Here is a 19569-nt window from a genome sequence, read left to right as displayed (position 1 = left end):
AGCGGGTGCCCGGCCTTCTCTTACAAAATCGTGGTGATCTCCGCCCCCAGGGCGCGCAGGGCGGTATCCAGTCCGTCATAGCCCCGCCGGATGTACTTCAGCCCCGAGATTCGGGAGGTCCCCTCCGCCCCCAAGGCGGCCACTACCAGCGCAGCGCCGCCCCGCAGGTCACAGCCCCGGACGCGTGCCCCGTGGAGCCTGCGCCCGTTGACCACTGCCACCCGGCCGGCTACCTGGATGTCAGCCCCCATACGGGACAGCTCATCTACGTGGTGGTAACGGCTGGAAAAGATGTTCTCCACAAACATAGTGCTCCCAGTCCCGCCGGCCAGGGCGGCCATGAGGATGGCCTGGGCATCGGTGGGGAAGCCCGGGTGGGGGGCGGTGCGCACTGGGCGGATAGCCCTCAAGGGGCTGTAGCAGGTCAGACGGATCTCCCCCGCCCCGGTCTCCACCCGGCAGCCCGCCTCCTGGAGTGCGCAGAGCACCGCTGTCAGGTGGTCCGGGTCCACTCCCGTGGTCACAATCTCGCCCCCCGCGGCTCCTACTGCGCACAGATAGGTCGCAGCGGCAATTCGGTCTCCGATTACGGTATGTTCCGCGGGGTGGAGGGGCAGTCCGCCCTCTATGGAGATGACCGGCGTCCCCGCCCCCTCCACCTGTGCACCCATGGCCCTCAGGAACTCCTGAAGGTCTACGATCTCCGGCTCCTGGGCGGCCCCCACCAGAGTGGTCCGGCCAGGACAGCCACAGGCGGCCAGCAGGATGTTCTCTGTGGCCCCCACGCTGGGCAGGGAGAGGCACAGCTCCCGCCCCCGCATCTCCTTTCCCCGCCGGCACAGGAGGCTGCCCCCCTCCTCCCGGATCTCCGCCCCCAGCTGGCGCAGCGCGCCCAGATGGAGGTCGATGGGCCGCGGGCCCAGTTCGCAGCCCCCAGGGTAGGACAGCTCCACCTCCCCCATCCGGGTCAGCAGCGCCCCCAGGAAGATCACAGAGGACCGCAGCTCCCCCATCAGGGAAGCGGGGATCACCGTCCCATCCAGCTCCCTCGCGTCCAGCGCGACGGTGTCCCCCTCCCTGCTCACCCCGCAGCCCAGCAGGCGCAGGATGTCCAGGGTAGCGGTCACGTCGGACAGGTCCGGACAGTTGTGGATCACGCTCTCTCCGGGGGCCAGCAGGGCGGCGGCCAGGATGGGCAGCACACTGTTCTTGGCCCCTTGAACAGCGAGCCGCCCCCGCAGGGGGGTTCCGCCGTTGATTTGATAACAGCTCATGGAATGGCCTCCAATCCTTATGGATTCAGGTCATTCTATGGAAAAAAGAGGATCTTGGTTACTTCATCAGGGCCCGGAGGGTCCAGTAGATCTTCTCCCCTGCGTCGGGCACCGCCATAGCCGTCAGTGCCCGGACCATGTCATCCCGGCGGCGGCGGTCCCGCAGCAGATGGTCCGCTGCGTCATAGAGGGTGTTCTCCACACAGTCCCGCTCCAGCAGCAGCACCGCGGCCCCCTGGTCGGCCAGCACCCGGGCGTTCTTCTCCTGGTGGTTGGCGGTGACGTTGGGGGAGGGGACCAGAATCGAGGGCTTGGCGATGGCGGTGAGCTCCGAGATGGTGGAGGCGCCTGCCCGACACAGCACCACATCGGCGGCGGCCATCACCAGGGGCATATCATAGATGTACTCCCGAACCTCGATGCCCGTGCCCTCCAGAGCCAGGCCCCGGCGGCCAATCTCCTCCTGCATCCAGCCATAGTCCCGCCCGGCCCCGTGGATGTGGTGGAAGGGGGCTCCGTCATAGCATTCACGGGCAATGAACTCGCTCATCTTCCGGTTCATCACCTCCGCCCCCAGGGAACCCCAGTAGGACAGCAGAAGAGGCCGCTCATCGGTCAACCCCAGCTTTTCCCTGGCCTCCTGCCGGGTATAGCGGAAAAAGTCGCCCCGCACCGGGGTTCCGGTGACCACCACCTTCTCCGGGTGGTCATAGTGGCTCCGGCTCTCCTCAAAGCCCACCATCACCCGGTCCACCACCTTGGACAATCCCTTGGTGGTCAGGCCGGGCACGGCGTTGGACTCGTGGATGGCGGTGGGGATGTGCCGCCGGGCGGCCTCCTTCACTACGGGGTAGGAGGCGTAGCCCCCGGTGCCCACCACCAGATCCGGCTGAAATTCGTCCAGGATGCGGGCCGCCTGCTGCTTGGATCGGACCATGTTCCGCACCGTGCCCAGGTTGTGGGCGATATCCGCCGGCGCGAAGGAGCGGTGAAAATTGGTGATGGTCACCGAGCGGATCTCATAGCCCTCTTTGGGGACCAGGTGGTTTTCCATCCCGCCATCCGCTCCCACGAACAGGACCTTGCAGTCCGGGTTCCGCTCCTGGAAGATCCGGGCCAGCGCCACCGCCGGATTGACATGTCCCGCCGTGCCGCCGCAGGTAAAAAGGATATTCATGGTATCACTCCACTCTCTCGTTTAGGCCGAAGGCGCGCGCTCCGACGGGGCTGCCCCGCCGCCTGTCTCCCTCCGGATCAGTCATTTTTGGGTGCAGGGATCTGTCTGGATATGCTCAATACGATCCCCATCTCCGCCAGCTGGATCATCAGCGCTGTTCCTCCGTAGCTGAAGAAGGGGAGGGAGATTCCGGTGTTGGGGATCAGATTGGTGACCACGCCCACGTTCAGGAAAACTTGGACCGCCAGCAGGGTGATAATGCCCACGATGGTCAGTGCTCCGAATTTGTCCCGTGCGTGGAGTGCCAGCCAGTACCCCCGCATGATCAGCAGGGAGAACAGGAGCAGCACCACCACCGCCCCGATGAATCCCAGCTCTTCCGCCACGATGGGGAATACAAAGTCGTTTTCCGGCTCGGGGACATAGAGGAATTTCTGTCGGCTCTTGCCCAGCCCCAGGCCCAGCAGGCCGCCGGAGCCGATGGCCAGCAGGGACTGCACCGTCTGAAAGCCGTCCCCCTGCCGCTGGGCCCATGGGTCCAGCCACAGATTGATGCGGGCCGTCATATAGGGGGTCTGGGTGATGATGAACCACATGGCTCCCGCCACCAGGGTCCCGCCGGCGGCGAACCAGCCCAGGCTGATCCCGGCGGCGAAGAGGACCGAGGCTCCCCCCGCCAGCACCAGGATGGTGCCCGACATGTGGGGCTCCATCAGCATCAGCAGGGCGATCACCATCAGGATGGCCCCATAGGGCACCAGCTCCAGAAAGCCGATGCGGTCCAGCCGCTCCAGCGTCCGACCGGTGAGGGTGCGGCGGCTCCACTTCTTCTTTTTCTCTGTGTCCCGCTTGGACAGGCGGGTGGCAAAAAACAGGATCACCGCCACCTTGGCCACCTCCGAGGGCTGGAACTGGATAGGGCCGATGCGCACCCAGCGCTTCACCTCATTGAGCTCCACTCCCAGGGGACTGAGGGCCAGCACCAGCAGAAGGATAGCGGCCACGATGCCAGGTACGGACAGCAGTCGGAAAGTCTGGTAGTTGATCTTGGAGACAAGGAACATGACCACTACCCCAGCCGCGGCATAGACCGCCTGGTTTTTGATATATACCAGCGGGTCGCCGTCGTTGTAATAGGCCGTGGCAAAGGAGGCGGAGAACATCATGATGAGTCCCACGCCCAATAGAAGCATGGTCAGCATGAGAAAGGGCAGATCCAGCGGCCCCCGGGCCAGCTGTTCCTCCACCGTGAGGTCGCGCTTTGGTTTTCGGGCCACGAGGACCACCCCCTGTTCTGAGATACTGTGACAGTGACCCGCCGGAGAGAAAAGCGCTCCGCCCCGCCCGTCACATGGGATATCGGTTCATGACGCCCAGGAAGGCCAGCACGCAGAGGACCAGGGTGGCGCCGGAGAAAACGCAGAACAGCTTGGTCTCGCTCCAGCCCCCCAGCTCCAGGTGGTGATGAAGGGGCGCCATCCGGAAAAAGCGTTTGCCGTGGGTCGCTTTGAAGTAGATCACCTGGATGATATCAGAGAGAGTCTCCAGCACATAGATCAGTCCCACCAGAGGGATAACCAGGGGGACGTCCAGGGCAAAGGCCAGACCGCACACCGCCCCCCCCAGGAACAGGGAGCCGGTGTCCCCCATGAACACCTTGGCTGGATGGAAGTTATAGATCAGAAAGGCGGACAGGCCGCCCGCCAGGGCCGCAGACACCACCGTCAGGTCGCTGCGGTTGAACCAGGCAGACACCGCCACATAGAAGAGGGCGACGGGGATGGTGACCCCGGTGGCCAGCCCGTCGATGCCGTCCGTCAGGTTCACTGCGTTGACGGTAGCCACCATGACGAAGGCGGCGAAGATCATATAGACCACCCATGGCATGGCCAGCTCCACATTAAAAAAGGGGATGTACAGACTCGGGGTCAGATATCCGTAGTTGCGCAGCAGCACGGTGAACGCCACCGCCGCCGCCAGCTGGAGGAGAAATTTCTGCAGGGCCGTCAGCCCCTCGTTGGCGTGATGGCGCAGCTTTTGAAAGTCATCCACAAAGCCAATGGCTCCAAACACCAGAGCGAAGAGGTACACGAAGAGATAGATAAAGTTCCCCCGCTGGATCTCTTCCCAGCCCGCGGTCACAATGGCCACCCCGATCCCCAGGATAAACATCAGTCCGCCCATGGTGGGCGTTCCCTGCTTGGACATGTGCCAGGTGGGTCCGTCCTCCCGGATGCTCTGCCCCGCTTTCCACTTGCGCAGCAGGGGGACCAAGATCTGTCCCGCAATAAAGGTCACTCCAAAGGCCACGATAAAGCTGAGAATATATGACATAGCTGCCACCCTCCAGGCATTCTTTCTCTTGGGTATCACACACAGGTCTGTGCTCAATGGCGTATTATTTTACCACATACGCAGGGACTTTTCCACCGTTTTCTGTCCCCTGTCCCTGCTTTTTTCCCGCGCCTTCCCGCTGGCCGCGGAAATAGCCGGCCACGACTTCCCGCTCGTCCAGGTGGTACTGGACGCCGTTGATCTCCTGATAGGTCTCATGCCCCTTTCCAGCCAGCACGACCACGTCCCCCGGGCGCGCCTGGGACAGGGCCCAGCAGATGGCCTCCGGACGGTCGGGCTCCACGTGGCACTGGGTGTCCATCCCCTCCATGCCCGGCAGGATATCCTCGATGATATCCTCCGGCCCCTCGGTGCGTGGGTTGTCAGAGGTGACCACCACCAGGTCAGCCAGCTCGGCGGCCACTGCCCCCATGAGGGGGCGCTTGCCCCGGTCCCGGTCTCCGCCGCAGCCGAACACACAGATCAGCCGGCCCGCAGTGAAGTCCCGGGCGGTGGTAAGGATGTTCTCCAGGGCATCCGGCGTGTGGGCATAGTCGATGATGACGGTGTAGGCCGTGGGGACAGGCACCACCTCCACCCGGCCCTTCACCCCCCGCACCGCACGCAGGGGGGCGGCCGCCTTGTCCAGCGGGATGTCCAGGCAGAGCCCGCATGCCAGCGCCGCCAGGGCGTTGTAGATGGTAAAGCCGCCGGGGATGGGCAGATGGACCCGGGTGATCTGCCCCCGGGCCACCGCCTCGAACTCCACGTGGCCGGGAAAGAGGCGGATGTTCTTAGCGGTCAGGTCCGCCGTGTCCTTGTTCTCAGAGTAGGTCAGGGAGGGGCAGGCGATCCGCTCCCGGTACCACCGGCCCGCCTCGTCGTCCAGGTTGAGCACCGCACGCTCCGACTGGCGGAACAGCCTCCCCTTAGCCCGCCGGTAGGCCTCCATGGTCCCGTGGTAGTCCAGATGGTCCTGGGTCAGGTTGGTGAACACCCCCGCCTGGAAGGTCAGTCCCTCCACCCGGCTCTGGGCCAGGGCGTGGGAGGAGACCTCCATCACCACATGGGTGCATCCCGCGTCTGCCATGCGCCGCAGCAGCGCCTGGAGCTCATAGGGCTCCGGTGTAGTGCGGTGGGCGGGCAGCTCCAGGGCACCGATCAGATTCCGGTTGGTGCCGATCAGGCCCACACGGGTCTTCAGCGCCCCTTCCAGCATGGCCTTGATAAGATAGGTGGTGGTGGTCTTCCCGTTGGTGCCGGTGACCCCGATCAGGGTCATCTCCTCCCCCGGGTATCCGAACCAAGCGGCGGACACCCGGGCCAGGGCGGCCCTGGGGTCTGGAGTGGAGAGCCAGCTCCCTGTCCGGGGCGGCTCCCGGCACAGGATGGCGGCGGCGCCCTTTTCCAGCGCCTGGGCCACATACCGGTGTCCGTCTGTCTTGGACCCTGAGAGCGTCACAAACAGGGCGCCCGGCTCCAGGGTCCGGCTGTCATACGATATGGAATTTATTTCCATATTCAGGTCGGCGTTGCCCCCCGTGAGGGGGACGCCGGCGAGCAGATCTCGCAGCTTCATGGTGTCACCCCTCAAGGGTGGGTTTCATTTTCTTTAAGAGGTGCGAAATAAGGAAAGACCGCCGCAAAAAATCAGGTCTTTCTCCGCCTGTGTCTTCTTATCCGTCGTAGAGGTATCCGTCTTCCACCTGAGGTGTGCTGAACGTGACGTCTACGATGGTGCCGATGGCCGCAGTCTCTCCGCCGGCCACGCTCTGGCCCTGAGCCTTGCTGGAGGAGCCCAGATAGGTGGCCGCTCCTGCTGCCCGCATGAAGAACCCGGCGGACTCCAGCTTAGAGCGGGCCGCTGCGAAGCTCATCCCGGTGACGTCGGGCACGGTGCCCGTCTCCTCCGGCTCTGCGCCGCCCAGATAGAGGATCACAGTGCTCTCACCGGGGATGACGGAGCCGGCCGCGGGCACCTGGGCGGTGACTGTCTCGCCCTCACCCACGGTGCGGGAGTCCAGCCCCTTCTTTTCCAGGGCAGCCTCCGCGTCGGCGGGGGTCATCCCGGTGACCTTGGGAGTCTGGAGGTCGGCCAGGGCCGCCTCGTCGGCGGTGTACTCCTTCTCCACTCCCAGATAGTCCAGGATCTCGCCGATCAGCTTGCCCGCCATGGGGGCACCCATGTTGCCGCCGCTGATCCAGGTGCCGGTGGTGCCGATGCTGCTCCCCTCCGCGGACCGGGCTGGGGTGTTGTAGGCCAGCAGGACCAGGATCTGGGGGTCGTCGGCGGGGGCGAAGCCCATGAAGGACACCACCACCTCGCCGGGGACGGTGGTCTCCGAGGTGCCCGTCTTGCCGCCGATGGTGTAGCCCGCCTGGCGGGCATTCTTGCCGGTGCCCTTCTCGGCCATCACCACGCTGGTGAGGATCTCCCGGCACTTGTCGCTGGTCTCCTGGCTGACCACCTGCCGCACCACAGTGGGCTCCGTGTTCTCCACCACCGTGCCGTCGGCGGCCGTCACCGTTTGGACCACATAGGGCTGGAGCAGCTTGCCGCCGTTGATGGTAGCGGCGAAAGCTGTGATCATCTGGATGGGGGTGACGGTGAATCGCTGGCCGAAGGAGCCTACCGCCAGGTCCACGCCGGTCATCGTGTTCAGGGGCCAGACCGTACTCACGCCCTCCCCGTTCAGATCGATATTGGTGGGCTCTGTCAGACCGAAGGCTTGGAAATATTCATAAAACTTCTCGATGCCCAGCCGCTGGCCGATCTGCATAAAGGCCGGGTTGCAGGAGTTCTGCACCGCCTCCGCCAGGGTCTGGGTGCCGTGGCCCGGCGCCTTTTTGGAGCAGCTGATAGGCTTTGGCCAGCCCTCCACCATGTAATAACCGGGGCAGTAGAAGGTATCGCTCTCTGACACCACGCCTTCCTCCAGTGCTGCGGCCAGCACCAGGGCCTTGAAGGTGGAGCCCGGCTCGTAGGTGTCGTTCACCGCCTGGCTCCTCCACTGCTTGTTCTGGGCCGTGCCTGTGGCGGCGTTCACCGCCTCCTGGTAGATCTCCTCGTCGGTCTTGCCCTCCGCCTTTTCGCCCTGCCGCTTCTCCAGCTCGGCCTGCACATCAGCCTCCACCTGGGCCCGCAGGCTCTCATCCCGGATGGTCCCGTACTGGTTGGGGTCGTAGTCCGGGGAGCTGGCCATGGCCAGCACTGCCCCGGTCTGGGGGTCCAGCACGACGCACCAGCCGCCCCGCTGGACGTCATAGGCCTTGATTCCCTCCTCCAGGATGCGCTCGGCATAGGACTGGATGGTGGTGTCGATGGTCAGGGTCAGATCGCAGCCGTCCTCTGCGTCCACATACTCGGAGTAGCTGTCGTACATCTCCACGCCGGTCCCGGTGCGGGTGGTGACTACCCGGCCCACCGTGCCCTCCAGCACATCGTTGTAGATGGCCTCTACACCGTAGGCGCCTCCCTCGCTGTTGCAGAAGCCCAGCACATGGGCCGCCAAGTCGCCGTAGGGGTAATACCGCTTGGTGGTGGGGGTGAGGTACAGGAAATGAGACAGCTTGTTTTCCGTGATAAAGGCGCGCAGCTGTTCCGCCTGCTCCTTCTCGATGTTGGTCTTCAGGACCTCATACTGGGAGTAGGTCCGCTCCAATCGGTCCGCCAGAGCCTCCCGGTCCAGGTCCAGCACGGCCAGCACGCCGTCCAGCACCAGGTCCTTCTTGGCCTGGAGGGCCGCCTGATAGGCCGTCAGGTCCGCATTGCCCTCCTCATCCTTGTATTTGGACTCGTCCACGCTGGCCTCCAGGTCCCTGGGAGACAGGATCAGGTTGTAGACGGTGGCTGACATGGCCAGCACGTCTCCGCTGCTGTCGTAGATGCTCCCCCGGAAAGCAGCTACCTCCACATCCCGTGTCTGCTGCTCCACCGCCTCAGCCTGATACTCCTCATGGTGGACGATGGCGATGTTCCACAGCTGGCCGATCAGCGGGATGAACAGACCCACGCCGCACACCAGCATCAGAAAGACCGTGCGACGGAATATCTTGCGCTTGGAGCCGCTCTCCCGTCCACTGCGGCCGGTATTTCGTTCTCTGCGATCGTCCATCCTGGGGTCTCCTCCTCTGGGTCCGTTTCCCTGCTTTGCCGTGCGTTCCGCTCTGCCTTGATAATCTGAGGCGCAAGAAAAGCTCTCTTTTCTTGCGCCCCCTTGCTCCGGGCGCGGGGGGAGCCCCTTCCGCCCGGTCTATCTCTTTCGTCCACCCATGGATCACTATATGCGGCGGGTCACCGGAAATATTCGATCAGACTGGAGATGATCTCCTCCAGCCCCGCCAGCAGGCCCGGGATGCCGGTCTTGGCGTCCTCCTGCCCGTACACCACCACGCTGTCAGGCTCGGACAGATCGATATACTCCACCTGGTCACCGGTGGGCCGGATCATGGTATCTCCCACAGCCGCCTGGATCCGCTCCATGTCAAATACCTTCTCATACTCTGCGCTGAGCGTAGCGTTCTCCGTCTGGAGGGTGGTCAGTTCACTGCGCAGGGTCACCACCTGGTCAGTCAGCACGGCGTACTGGGTGTAGCTCAGCAGCAGCAGGGCGGCGAACACCCCCACTGCCAAAAAGCCGATCACCGCGAATACCGAGGCCTGCCCCGCCTCTCGGACCTGGACCTGGGTACGGGTGAGGACCCGCTCCCTGGGGCGGACCCGGGGCTTGGGACGGAGCACCTCCTCCCGCCTCGGCGCCCGGACAGCGGTGCCGTCATAGGCGGGGGCGTAGGCCACACTGCCATAGGTTCGGTATGAGCTTAGCTGACTGCGCCGGCGGGTGGCCATGGCATTCACTCCATTTCTCTTCAGTATCCTTTATAACACACATATCACAGACGACCGCAGAGTCGTTTTTTACAGCTTTTCCGCTGCCCGGAGCTTGGCGCTGCGGGCCCGGGGATTGTCCCGGACCTCCTCCTCCGAGGGCAGGATCGGCTTGCGGCTCACCAACCGGATCTGGGGTTTTTTCCCGCATACGCATACCGGAAAATCGGGCGGGCAGGTACAGCCCCGGGCAAACTCCGCCAGGCCGGTCTTGACGATCCGATCCTCCAGGGAGTGGAAGGTGATAACGGCCAGCCGTCCCCCCGGATTCAGCCGGGGCACAGCCGCCTGGAGCATCCGGTCCACCGAGGCGAGCTCGTCGTTGACCGCGATGCGGATGGCCTGGAAAGACCGCTTGGCCGGGTGCTGCTTCTCCTTCAGTGCCCGGGCAGGCATGGCCTCCCGGACAATCTGCGCCAGCTCCATGGTGGTCTGGATGGGCCTGTCCTGCCGACGCCGGACGATAGCGGCGGCGATCTGGGGGGCATACCGCTCCTCTCCATACTGGTACAGGATGCGCCGCAGCTCCTCCTGCGGCCACTGGTTGACCACCTCTGCGGCGGTCATCCCGCCGCTCTGGTCCATCCGCATGTCCAGGGGCGCGTCCGCCATGTAGGAGAATCCTCTCGTGCTGTCATCCAGCTGGGGCGAGGACACCCCCAGGTCAAAGAGCATCCCATCCGCGCCGGACAGGGACAGCTCGTTCAAGATCCTATCGATCTGGTCGAAATTGCTGTGGACCAGGGTCACCCGGTCCCGCCATTGGGCCAGCCGCTCCTCCGCTGCCTCCAGGGCGGCCTGGTCCCGGTCCACGCAGATCAGCCGTCCGGTGGTCAGCCGCCGGGCGATCTCCCGGCTGTGTCCTGCCCGGCCCAGGGTCCCGTCCAGATAGACGCCCTCCGGGCGGATGTTCAGCGCCTGGATGCACTCATTCAGCAGCACCGGGCGGTGGGTAAAGGTCTCACTCATTTCGTCAGAACCCCAGTGCGGCCAGACAGGCCTTCATCTTCTCCGGGGTCATCTCCTCCTCTTCCCGGGCATTCCAAGTCTCAGCGCTCCATATCTCGGCCCGGTCGTTGACGCCGATGATGACGGCGTCCTTCTCCAAGCCCGCGTATTTTCTCAGCTTCTGGGGGATGACGATGCGGCCCTGGCTGTCCAGCTCGCATTTCGAGGCGTTGGCAAACAGGGGGCGCATGGCGGCCGACTGGCTCATGGGCAGGGAGGCAAATTTTTCCGTAAAGCGGTTCCAGGTCTCCTGGGGGTAGATGGCCAGACACTCGTCCACCCCCATGGCCAGGTAGAAGGTCACGCCCAGCTCCTCACGGAGCTTGGCAGGGATAAAGAGACGGCCCTTGGCATCGATGCTGTGTTCATAGGTGCCGGTCATCGCTCTCCCTCCCCACTTTGATGGATCTCAGCGGGATTTTACTCCACTTTGCCCCACTCTGCCTTTTAGTATAAAAGCACTTTACATAAAATGCAAGACTTTTTTTCAATTTGCCACAGAAAAAAAACCGCTGATTTTTCAGAAAATCAGCGGTTTTTTCGGCACGGAAACTGTGTTTCCGCCGCCCGATTTTGGTTTACATCTTTTGACCCATGCAAGGCGTTGTATAGACCGGTTTTCAGCGCACAATATGTGGCACCGCCCCTCCGTTCAGGATACACCGGGCTTTTTTCCCTTTCCGGGGCACTCTTTTATCCCCCCTCCGATCCTCCTGTCTCCAGGCGGCTCTTCAGCAGAGCGTTCACCGCCCCCGGGTCCGCCTTGCCCTTCAGCTCCTTCATCACCCGGCCCATGAGAAAACCAAGGGCCTTCTCCTTGCCCGCCCGATAATCCGCCGCAGACTGGGGATGCTCCTCCAGGACCCGGGCCACCGCGCCGGCAATGACCCTTTCGTCCCGGATCTGCTCCAGGCCGTGGACCGTCACCCACTCCTCCGGGTCCAGGTCCTCCGCGAAAATGCCCCGGAACACCTTGGATGCGGTGTTTCGGTTGATCCGTCCCGCTTGGACCATCCCGATCAGCTTAACCAGGGTGGCGGGGGTCAGCCTCATGTCCTTTGGCTCCAGCTCCTCCTCCTTCAGGCGGCGCATCATGTCCCCCAGCATCCAGTTGGCCGCCTCCTTGGCCGGCACCCCCAGGGCCGTCACCTCCTCGAAGAAGTCCACCAGGGCCTTCTGCCCGGTGATGATGCCGGCGTCGTACTCCGGCAGGCCCAGCTGGGTCTGATACCGCCGCTTCCGCTCCTCCGCCATCTCGGGCTGTTCCGCCCGCAGCCCCTCCAGGTACTCCTCCGACAGCTCCAGAGGCGGGATGTCCGGTTCCGGGAAGTAGCGGTAGTCCTGGGCGTCCTCCTTGGAGCGCATGGAGAAGGTGGCGTCCTTGTTGTCATCCCAGCGCCGGGTCTCCTGGACCACGCGCCCGCCCTCCTCCAGCAGCTCCGCCTGGCGGCGGGCCTCGTAGGCGATGGCCCGGGCAATGGCCTTGAAGGAGTTCAGGTTCTTCATCTCCGTCCGGGTCCCAAGCTCCCGGGAGCCCGCCGGCCGGACGGAGAGGTTCACGTCACAGCGCAGGGAGCCCTCCTGCATCTTGCAGTCCGAGATCCCCAGATACTCCAGGATGGACTTCAGCTTCTCCAGATAGGCGATCACCTCCTCAGCGGAGCGGAAGTCGGGCTCGGTGACGATCTCGACCAGCGGCACGCCGCAGCGGTTGTAGTCCGCCCGGGTCTGGTCCAGCCAGGGGTCGTGGACCAGCTTGCCCGCGTCCTCCTCCATGTGCAGCTCGTGGATGCGGACCACCTTCTCCCCCGCCGCCGTGGCGATGCTCACACGCCCGTTCCGGGCAATGGGGAGGTAGAGCTGGGACACTTGGTACGCCTTGGGCAGGTCGGGATAGAAGTAGTTTTTCCGGTCGAACCGGCTGCGCCGGGTGATCTCGCAGTTCAGCGCCAGCCCGGCACGGCAGGCGTACTCCACCACCTTTCGGTTCACCATGGGCAGGGTCCCAGGCATTCCAGTGCAGATGGGGCAGCAGTGGGTGTTGGGCTCTCCCCCGAACCGGGTGGTGCAGGAGCAGAATATCTTGGTGCGGGTGGCCAGCTCCGCGTGGGTCTCCAGCCCGATCACAGTTTCCCAGGTCATGTCATCCAACCTCCTTTTCCGCCGGAGCCCGCGTATGCCAGTCTGTCTCCAGCTGGAAGGCGTGGGCGGCGTTCAGCACGTTCTTCTCCCCCAGCGGAGGGCCGATGAGCTGGGCGCCCACCGGCAGCCCCGTCTCGTCAAAGCCGCAGGGCATAGACAGCCCCGGCAGCCCCGCCAGGTTCACCGGCACGGTGTCGATGTCGCTCAGGTACATCCGCAAGGGGTCGGACAGGCTCTCCCCCAGCCGGGGGGCCGCGGCAGGCGCGGTGGGAGTGAGCATCACATCACACTGACAGAATGCCTCGTCGAAGGCCCTCTTGATCATCCCCTTTGCCCGCAGAGCCTTCAGGTAGTAGGCGTCGTAGTAGCCGGAGGAGAGCACGAAGGTGCCCAGCAGGATCCGCCGCCGGACCTCGGGGCCGAAGCCCTCGGTGCGGGTCTGCTGATACAGCTCCCGCAGGTCCCCGTACCCCTCCGCCCGCCAGCCATACTTCACCCCGTCGAACCGTGACAGGTTTGAGGACGCCTCCGCGCAGGCAATGATATAATAGGTCGGGATGACATACTCCATCATGGGGAAGGACAGGGGCACCAGCTCTGCCCCCCGGTCCCGCAGCACGTCCGCCGCCGCCAGGACGCAGGCCCGCACCGCACTGTCCAGCCCCTCCCCGAAGCACTCCCGGGGCAGCCCGATCCGCAGGCCTCTCACGTCTCCGGTCAGGGAGGCCAGCAGCCCCCCAGCGGGCACATCCAGAGAGGTGCCGTCCCTCGGGTCGCGGCCCATCACCAGGTCCAGCACGGCAGCACAGTCGGCCGCGTCCCGGGCCAGGGGACCCATCTGGTCCAGGGAGGAGGCGTAGGCGATCAGCCCGTACCGGGACACGGTCCCGTAGGTGGGCTTGATCCCGGTGACGCCGCAGAATGCGGCTGGCTGGCGGATGGAGCCGCCGGTGTCCGACCCGATGGCGTACCAGCTGGAGCGGGCGGCCACCGCCGCCGCGGCACCGCCAGAGGAGCCGCCGGGAACCCGCTCCCGGTCCCAGGGGTTGCGCACCGGCCCCAGGAAAGAGGTCTCGCTGGTGGACCCCATGGCGAACTCGTCCATGTTCAGCTTGCCCAGGGAGACGGCCCCCGCCCCCTCCAGCCGCTCTACCAGGGTGGCGTCATAAGGGGGGCGGAACCCGGCCAGGATCCGGGAGGCGCAGGTGGTGGACACCCCTCTGGTGCAGATGTTGTCCTTGAGGGCCATGGGGACCCCCGCCAGGGGGCCCGCCAGCCGCCCCGCCGCCAGCTCCTTTTCCGCCCAGGCGGCCCGCTCCAGGGCCCGCTCCGCCGTAATTTCAGTAAAGGCGTTGTCCCCCGCCGTCTCCTCAATGCGCTCCAGCGCCGCCTTCACCGCCTCCGTGGGGCTGACCTCGCCCCGCCTGATGGCCGCCCCCAGCTGGAGCGCGGTGAGTTTCATGATCTCCTGCATCGTCCTTCCCTCCTATTCCACGGCCTTGGGGACCAGGAAGGTCCCTCCGTCGGTGGCCGGCGCGTTCTTCAGCAGCTCCCCCCGGTCCATGGAGGGGGCTGTCTCATCCTCCCGCAGCACGTTCTTCAGGGGGACGATGTGGCTCATGGGCTCCGCCCCGCTGGTGTCCAGGCCGTCCAGCACATCCATATAGGAGAGGATCTGTTCCAGCTCCCCCGCCATCCGCCCGGCCTCCTCCTCCGACAGCTTCAGCCGGGAGAGGGCGGCGATATGGGCCGCCATTTCCGTTGTGATCTTCATTCTGTTTCACCTCTCTGCATGTTTTCAAACTCACGGCTCCAGGCGGCTCTGGTCCCGGGGGAACAGGCTGGCCTCCCGCACGTTCTCCAGGCCGCACAGCTTCATGGTCAGCCGCTCCAGGCCGATGCCCAGGCCGCCGTGGGGCGGCATGCCGTGCTGGTGGATGGTGAGGAAGTCCCGGAACTTCTCCGGGTGCATCCCCCGGGCCTCCATCTTGGCCACCTGGGCCTGGTAGTCGTGGACCCGCTGGCCGCCGGTGGTCACCTCCATCCCCCGGAACAGCAGGTCGAAGGACAGGGTGCAGCGTGGGTCCTCCGGGTCGTCCATGGCGTAGAAGGGGCGCTTCTTGCTGGGGTAGTGGGTGACAAAGACAAAGTCCGCTCCATACTCCTCCTGGAAATAGCGTCCGATGTTGGCCTCCTCCTCCGGCTCCAGGTCAAAGGGGTCCCGGATAGGGCGGCCATACTTCTCCGCGGCCAGCCGCTTGGCCTCATCGAACCGCACGCAGGGGATACGGTCCACCCGGGGCAGCTCCGCCTCCAGCCGCTTCAGGTCCTCGCTGTACTCCCGCGCCAGCAGCTCCATGCAGTATTTCAAAAACCCGGCCTCCACCTCCATCACATCGTAGAAGGAGTCGATGAAGCCCATCTCCAGGTCCAGGCCGGTGTACTCATTCAGGTGCCGGGGGGTGGAGTGCTTCTCCGCCCGGAAGACGGGACCGATCTCAAAGACCCGCTGGAAGGAGCCCACCATAGTCTGCTTATAGAACTGGGGGGACTGGGCGAGAAATGCCTTGCGCCCGAAGTAGTCCAGCCGGAAGATGTTGCTGCCCCCCTCGGCCCCGGCGTGGACGATCTTGGGGGTGTGGATCTCGGTGAAGCCCTGGGCGGTGAGGTACTCCCGGAAGGCCCGGCTGATTCCCTCCTGCACCTTGAAGACGGAGCGGGTGCGCAGGCTGCGCAGCACAAGGGGCCTCAGGGACAGCTCCGTGTCCAGGTTCAGCCTCAGCCGCCGCTTGGAGACGGCCACCGGCATGGGCGCGGCGGGCCGGGACAGCACCCGCACCTCCTCCGCCGCCAGCTCCCGGCCCCCGGGGGCCCGTTCCTCCCGCCGCACCGTCCCGGTGACCACCGCGGCACACTCCTCACACAGCCCCTCCGGCAGCTCCTCCGGCCGGCACACGCACTGGACCGCCCCGTCCCGCACCCGCAGGGCAAGGAAGGTGATCCCGCCCATGGCCCGCAGGCTGTGGACCGCCCCCTTCAGGGTGACGGCCTGCCCGTCCAGCGCTCCTCCCGCGATTTCCCCGAACCCCAGGGGGACGTGCTTTGTTTCCGTGACATACTTCATGCTGATCTCATCCTTTCCTGATCGATCTTTCCGGAGGAACGCAAAAATCCCGGGCCGTATCTAAAAATGATACGACCCGGGACGGAATTTCAAATCATTCCGCGGTGCCACCCGCGTTGCTCCTCCAACAAGGAACCTCTTTCGAGCCCCGCTAACGTGGGGAATACGTGCGGCCCTCAGCCGGATCTCTCCGGTTCGAACCGCCAGCTCAGAAGTGTTGCGCAGCTCCGTCTTTCCCAACCAGGCTTTCAGTCGGTGACCCGGTCTCTCTGTTGGACGCCTTGGAGCGCGGTCTTCATCAGCGCTTTTGCCATATGGATTTTTTATGGTCGGATTATACGCTTCTTCACTTTTCCCTGTCAATGGTCATTTTATACAGAATCCGTGTCCGATTTTTGGTTGCACACGAGGAAATTTTATGCTAGACTGGCACAAAGGAGGGGGCCGCGCCCCCGGACCCGGATCATTTGGAGTGAGGTTTTTCATGATGCTGAATTGGAACGAGCTGGAGGCCCAGTGCCTCTCCTGTCAGAAGTGCGCCCTGGCGGATAAACGCACCAATGTGGTGTTCGGCGTAGGCCCCCGGGACGCCGAGGTCATGTTCATCGGTGAGGGCCCCGGCGAGAACGAGGACCTTCAGGGCGAGCCCTTTGTGGGCCGGGGGGGCAAGCTGCTGGACGACATGCTGGAGCTCATCGACCTGGACCGGCATAAGAACGTCTACATTGCCAACATCGTCAAGTGCCGTCCGCCTCAGAACCGGGACCCCCTGAATACGGAGCAGGATGCCTGCATCGGCTATCTCCGCAATCAGGCGGCCCTGATCCGCCCCAAGATCATCGTATGTCTGGGCCGCATCGCCGCCATGCGCATCATCAAGGAGGATTTCAAAATCACCAAGGAGCACGGCCAGTGGTTCGAGAAGTCCGGCGTCCAGATGATGGCCCTGTTCCACCCCGCCGCCATCCTCCGGGACCCCCGGCGCAGGCCCGAGACCTTTGAGGACCTGAAAAAGCTCCAGGCCAAGATCCAGGAGCTGTGCACCCACACCTATTGAGAACGCCCCGCCGGCGGGCGCGGACTCTGCGAGGTTTTTCCAAAAGCTGGAGTGGGCGCCGGAAACTGTCGAAAAAGCGGCTTTGCCGCTTTTTCGAGAAAGATGCAGTCTGCCGCGCGCAGGGTTTGTCCGCCGCAGGCGGACAAACCCCACACCTGTAGCCTGAGAAGTGTTTTCCCTGACGCACATGCCGCCGGGGAAAACACTTCTCAACTTGATCCGCGCCTGCGGGCGCGAATTTTGGCAAATTGAAGCGGGCGCCGGAGATCCCGGCGCCCGCTGTTTTATGTCTCTCTTTCCTGCTCTGACTCCTGCTCCTTCAGGCAGTATTCGATCATGCTGACCACCACGTTGCTGAAGCTGGTGTCGTTCTCTGCCGCAATTTTCAACACCTTGTCATGGACTTCTTTGCTCAAATAAATAGAACGGTTTACGGATTCCTTTTTCCTCTTTGTTGGTTTTATCGTAAAGGCCATTGCACTTTCTCCTCACTATTCTATGAGGAAATTATATTTTGTTCTTTTGATGTTTAATATAATCAAAATTACAACTTGTTTTTTCTAATTGTTTTTGGTATGTTAGGAGTTGAGGTGAGTGTTATGACATTGGAAGAATTCCAAACATATCTGAAACGACCCGCCACAATGGAGGAGGCGGGGGAGATCGTGGACATTTTGGGCTCCACCATCCTGTCCGCCGTCAAGATGCTCCCGAATACCGAGGAGAACAAAGAGGTCAGTCTTTTTCTGTCCATGGGGTTCGGCGTGGCCTTCTACCGCCGCTTTAAATCCATCATGCCTCCAGAGGAATTTTTCCGCCACCTGCAGGAGATGATGGACAGCCAAAATGCTGAAAACGCCCAGGACCTCGCCTGAGCGTTTCAATGACCCCGAATCCGCTCTACACCAAAACCAGGAGAAATGCCCGCCATGCAGGGCCCGATGCCCCCATCGGGCCCTGCACCTCAAGGATCACGCAAAGGGCGGAGATACCCCGCAGGGGCGGCCCCCAGAGCCGCCCCCAAAGCCTTCCCCCCTCTGGGGGGAAGGTGGCACGGCGAAGCCGTGACGGATGAGGGGTGTCCTTCCGCCGGCATCGACGGAAGGGGCGGGTCTGGGACTCGCCCCTACGCTACGCCGCAAATCCAGGAACTGCGGGCGGGGGCAGGCCCCGCCCCTGCAAAGGACTGAGGGAGAACTGTGCGCCATACAGGGCCCCATCCCCCATCGGGCCGCACACCCAGACGGGGCAGGGCACCGTTCCCCATGTAGTACAGAGACCCGGCCCCGCTCCCCATCATATCCATCCCCTCAAAACTGCCAGCAGGCGGAGGGCTCACGCCCTCCGCCCGCCTCTCTTTTTCCCATCACATGGGCATGTCGGTGCACCGCCGGTCACAGCACCACTGATGGATCAGCTTGACTACCTTCTGGTGCTCCGGGTGGTCCCGGTAGACCACCAGATTTTCCTCCTTGTCGATCTCCGTGTACATGCACAGGTCGCAGTTGCTCAGACCGATGGGGGGCTGAAACACCTCCAGCCTCTCCACGCAGGGCACCAGATCCCGCAGTGCGGTCATCCGGGCCACCAGGGTCTCCGCCGCCGCCCTGCGCTCCTCCTCACTCAGCTCGGGCTTGAAATTCCAGGACACGATATGACGTACCATTGGGGCCGCCTCCTCACAGTTGTTGTACCCCAATTTTACTCCCTGGCCCCCCTGCCGTCAATTCCGAATTCCCAGCTCCCCCGCCGCGTCCAGCACCTCAGGCAGCGCCGCCACCGCCGAAGTGATGCCCAGCTCTTGGGCAACCTCCAGCTTCTTGCGCAGGGTGTCCCTGTCGTCAAAGAGGACGAAGTGGGCCCCGCTCTCCCGGCTCATGTAGGTGAAGTAGCGGGCGCACAGCTCATGGGAGAAGAACACCGAGGGGTGCAGCTGCTCCAGCTTCTCCTCCAGCTCCCGCCGGCTCAGGGGCACCCCGCTCCCTGTGGGGGAGGGCAGAAAAAAGTCCTCCGCCACCCGCTGCACCGCCAGGGTCACCCGCTCCCGGCCGAAGCGCTCCGCCGCCTCCTCCAGACGCCGGGACAGCGAGCCTCCGGACAGGGCCGACGGGATCATCACCCGGGCCCGGGGAGAACTGTGTCCATAGGGCTCCGTCACATACAACGTCCAGCCCCGGCGGGCGAAGCCCTCCCCCAGCCGCCGCACCACCTGATCCAGCAGCGGCACCCCGCCCTGCTCAAAGTCGCACACCGCACCCCGGAAGCCCCTGGCGGCGCACTCCCGCACCACCTCATCACACAGGGGAGCGGCCTCCCCTCTGCCGTCAAAGCCCACGCAGTCCAGGGCCATCAGTCCGCCCTGAGGGACCGGCCCCGCCGCCGCCCGGAAGAGGTGGGGCCCCCGGCCGATCCGGTAGCCCTGGTGGGCCGGCACGGCCCGCAGCCCCCTCAGCTCCCCGATCCGGGCCGGCGGGACGGTGACGATCAGCGGTTCCATGCTCATATCTAGCTCCCCCTTGTCCATTTTCTTTGGAAATGATATAATGATACGATCTCAACCTCAAC

The 19569-nt window shown here is 64.0% G+C and carries 18 protein-coding genes; 2 read left to right on the top strand and 16 right to left on the bottom strand.

Annotated elements, in window-relative coordinates; translation table 11 throughout:
* Window positions 1-20: 20 nt before the first annotated feature.
* From murA to aspS, 13 genes are all read right to left on the bottom strand, one after another.
* On the bottom strand, window positions 21-1274 hold the full coding sequence (murA, locus tag L9O85_RS03500) for a UDP-N-acetylglucosamine 1-carboxyvinyltransferase (protein ID WP_108979600.1): 1254 nt from the start codon (window positions 1272-1274) through the stop codon (window positions 21-23).
* Between the two features lie 58 nt (window positions 1275-1332).
* Window positions 1333-2451 carry a UDP-N-acetylglucosamine--N-acetylmuramyl-(pentapeptide) pyrophosphoryl-undecaprenol N-acetylglucosamine transferase gene (locus L9O85_RS03495; RefSeq protein WP_108979601.1) on the bottom strand — a complete coding sequence of 373 codons (1119 nt, stop codon included), beginning with the start codon at window positions 2449-2451 and terminating at the stop codon, window positions 1333-1335.
* Window positions 2452-2528: 77 nt separating this feature from the next.
* Window positions 2529-3728, bottom strand: coding sequence for a putative lipid II flippase FtsW (gene ftsW, locus L9O85_RS03490; RefSeq protein ID WP_242850375.1), 1200 nt, complete (start codon window positions 3726-3728; stop codon window positions 2529-2531).
* A gap of 70 nt (window positions 3729-3798) precedes the next feature.
* The gene (gene mraY, locus L9O85_RS03485; protein WP_050625306.1) at window positions 3799-4785 is read right to left on the bottom strand and encodes a phospho-N-acetylmuramoyl-pentapeptide-transferase; all 987 of its coding nucleotides are present in this window, start codon (window positions 4783-4785) and stop codon (window positions 3799-3801) included.
* A gap of 64 nt (window positions 4786-4849) precedes the next feature.
* Window positions 4850-6364: a UDP-N-acetylmuramoyl-L-alanyl-D-glutamate--2,6-diaminopimelate ligase gene (locus L9O85_RS03480; RefSeq protein ID WP_082203634.1), complete on the bottom strand. Its 1515-nt coding sequence runs from the start codon at window positions 6362-6364 to the stop codon at window positions 4850-4852.
* A gap of 97 nt (window positions 6365-6461) precedes the next feature.
* Window positions 6462-8900 (bottom strand): penicillin-binding transpeptidase domain-containing protein, encoded by a 2439-nt coding sequence (locus L9O85_RS03475; protein WP_277117712.1) that lies wholly within the window; start codon window positions 8898-8900, stop codon window positions 6462-6464.
* Between the two features lie 179 nt (window positions 8901-9079).
* Window positions 9080-9634, bottom strand: coding sequence for a hypothetical protein (locus L9O85_RS03470; protein ID WP_256182089.1), 555 nt, complete (start codon window positions 9632-9634; stop codon window positions 9080-9082).
* A 69-nt stretch (window positions 9635-9703) separates the two neighbouring features.
* Complete coding sequence (rsmH, locus tag L9O85_RS03465) at window positions 9704-10642, bottom strand: 16S rRNA (cytosine(1402)-N(4))-methyltransferase RsmH (RefSeq protein ID WP_276853645.1); 939 nt, start codon at window positions 10640-10642, stop codon at window positions 9704-9706.
* Between the two features lie 4 nt (window positions 10643-10646).
* Window positions 10647-11063 carry a division/cell wall cluster transcriptional repressor MraZ gene (gene mraZ, locus L9O85_RS03460; RefSeq protein ID WP_050625310.1) on the bottom strand — a complete coding sequence of 139 codons (417 nt, stop codon included), beginning with the start codon at window positions 11061-11063 and terminating at the stop codon, window positions 10647-10649.
* A gap of 311 nt (window positions 11064-11374) precedes the next feature.
* Window positions 11375-12823, bottom strand: coding sequence for an Asp-tRNA(Asn)/Glu-tRNA(Gln) amidotransferase subunit GatB (gene gatB, locus L9O85_RS03455; RefSeq protein ID WP_276853647.1), 1449 nt, complete (start codon window positions 12821-12823; stop codon window positions 11375-11377).
* 1 nt (window position 12824) lies between these two features.
* The gene (gene gatA, locus L9O85_RS03450; RefSeq protein WP_276757706.1) at window positions 12825-14297 is read right to left on the bottom strand and encodes an Asp-tRNA(Asn)/Glu-tRNA(Gln) amidotransferase subunit GatA; all 1473 of its coding nucleotides are present in this window, start codon (window positions 14295-14297) and stop codon (window positions 12825-12827) included.
* A gap of 12 nt (window positions 14298-14309) precedes the next feature.
* Window positions 14310-14597, bottom strand: coding sequence for an Asp-tRNA(Asn)/Glu-tRNA(Gln) amidotransferase subunit GatC (gatC, locus tag L9O85_RS03445; protein ID WP_050625313.1), 288 nt, complete (start codon window positions 14595-14597; stop codon window positions 14310-14312).
* 30 nt (window positions 14598-14627) lie between these two features.
* Window positions 14628-15947, bottom strand: a complete 1320-nt coding sequence (gene aspS / locus L9O85_RS03440) for an aspartate--tRNA(Asn) ligase (RefSeq protein WP_301579616.1) — start codon at window positions 15945-15947, stop codon at window positions 14628-14630.
* A 484-nt stretch (window positions 15948-16431) separates the two neighbouring features.
* Here aspS and L9O85_RS03435 point away from each other — a divergent pair, with 484 nt between their 5' ends.
* On the top strand, window positions 16432-17004 hold the full coding sequence (locus tag L9O85_RS03435) for a uracil-DNA glycosylase (protein WP_367981554.1): 573 nt from the start codon (window positions 16432-16434) through the stop codon (window positions 17002-17004).
* A 284-nt stretch (window positions 17005-17288) separates the two neighbouring features.
* Here the strand turns inward: L9O85_RS03435 and L9O85_RS03430 are convergent, their stop codons facing one another.
* Window positions 17289-17480, bottom strand: a complete 192-nt coding sequence (locus tag L9O85_RS03430; protein WP_050625315.1) for a hypothetical protein — start codon at window positions 17478-17480, stop codon at window positions 17289-17291.
* A gap of 123 nt (window positions 17481-17603) precedes the next feature.
* Between L9O85_RS03430 and L9O85_RS03425 the strand changes: the two genes are divergently transcribed.
* Complete coding sequence (locus L9O85_RS03425; protein ID WP_301579615.1) at window positions 17604-17879, top strand: hypothetical protein; 276 nt, start codon at window positions 17604-17606, stop codon at window positions 17877-17879.
* Window positions 17880-18370: 491 nt separating this feature from the next.
* Here the strand turns inward: L9O85_RS03425 and L9O85_RS03420 are convergent, their stop codons facing one another.
* Both L9O85_RS03420 and L9O85_RS03415 read right to left on the bottom strand, forming a co-directional pair.
* Window positions 18371-18670 (bottom strand): Dabb family protein, encoded by a 300-nt coding sequence (locus L9O85_RS03420; RefSeq protein ID WP_050625317.1) that lies wholly within the window; start codon window positions 18668-18670, stop codon window positions 18371-18373.
* A 57-nt stretch (window positions 18671-18727) separates the two neighbouring features.
* Window positions 18728-19507 carry a hypothetical protein gene (locus L9O85_RS03415; RefSeq protein WP_050625318.1) on the bottom strand — a complete coding sequence of 260 codons (780 nt, stop codon included), beginning with the start codon at window positions 19505-19507 and terminating at the stop codon, window positions 18728-18730.
* Between the last annotated feature and the right edge of the window lie 62 nt (window positions 19508-19569).

The organism is Lawsonibacter asaccharolyticus, assembly GCF_022453915.1.
Taxonomy (GTDB): domain Bacteria; phylum Bacillota; class Clostridia; order Oscillospirales; family Oscillospiraceae; genus Lawsonibacter; species Lawsonibacter asaccharolyticus.
The sequence above is the reverse complement of the archived record's forward strand: the minus strand, read 5'-3'. Positions and strand labels throughout refer to the sequence as shown.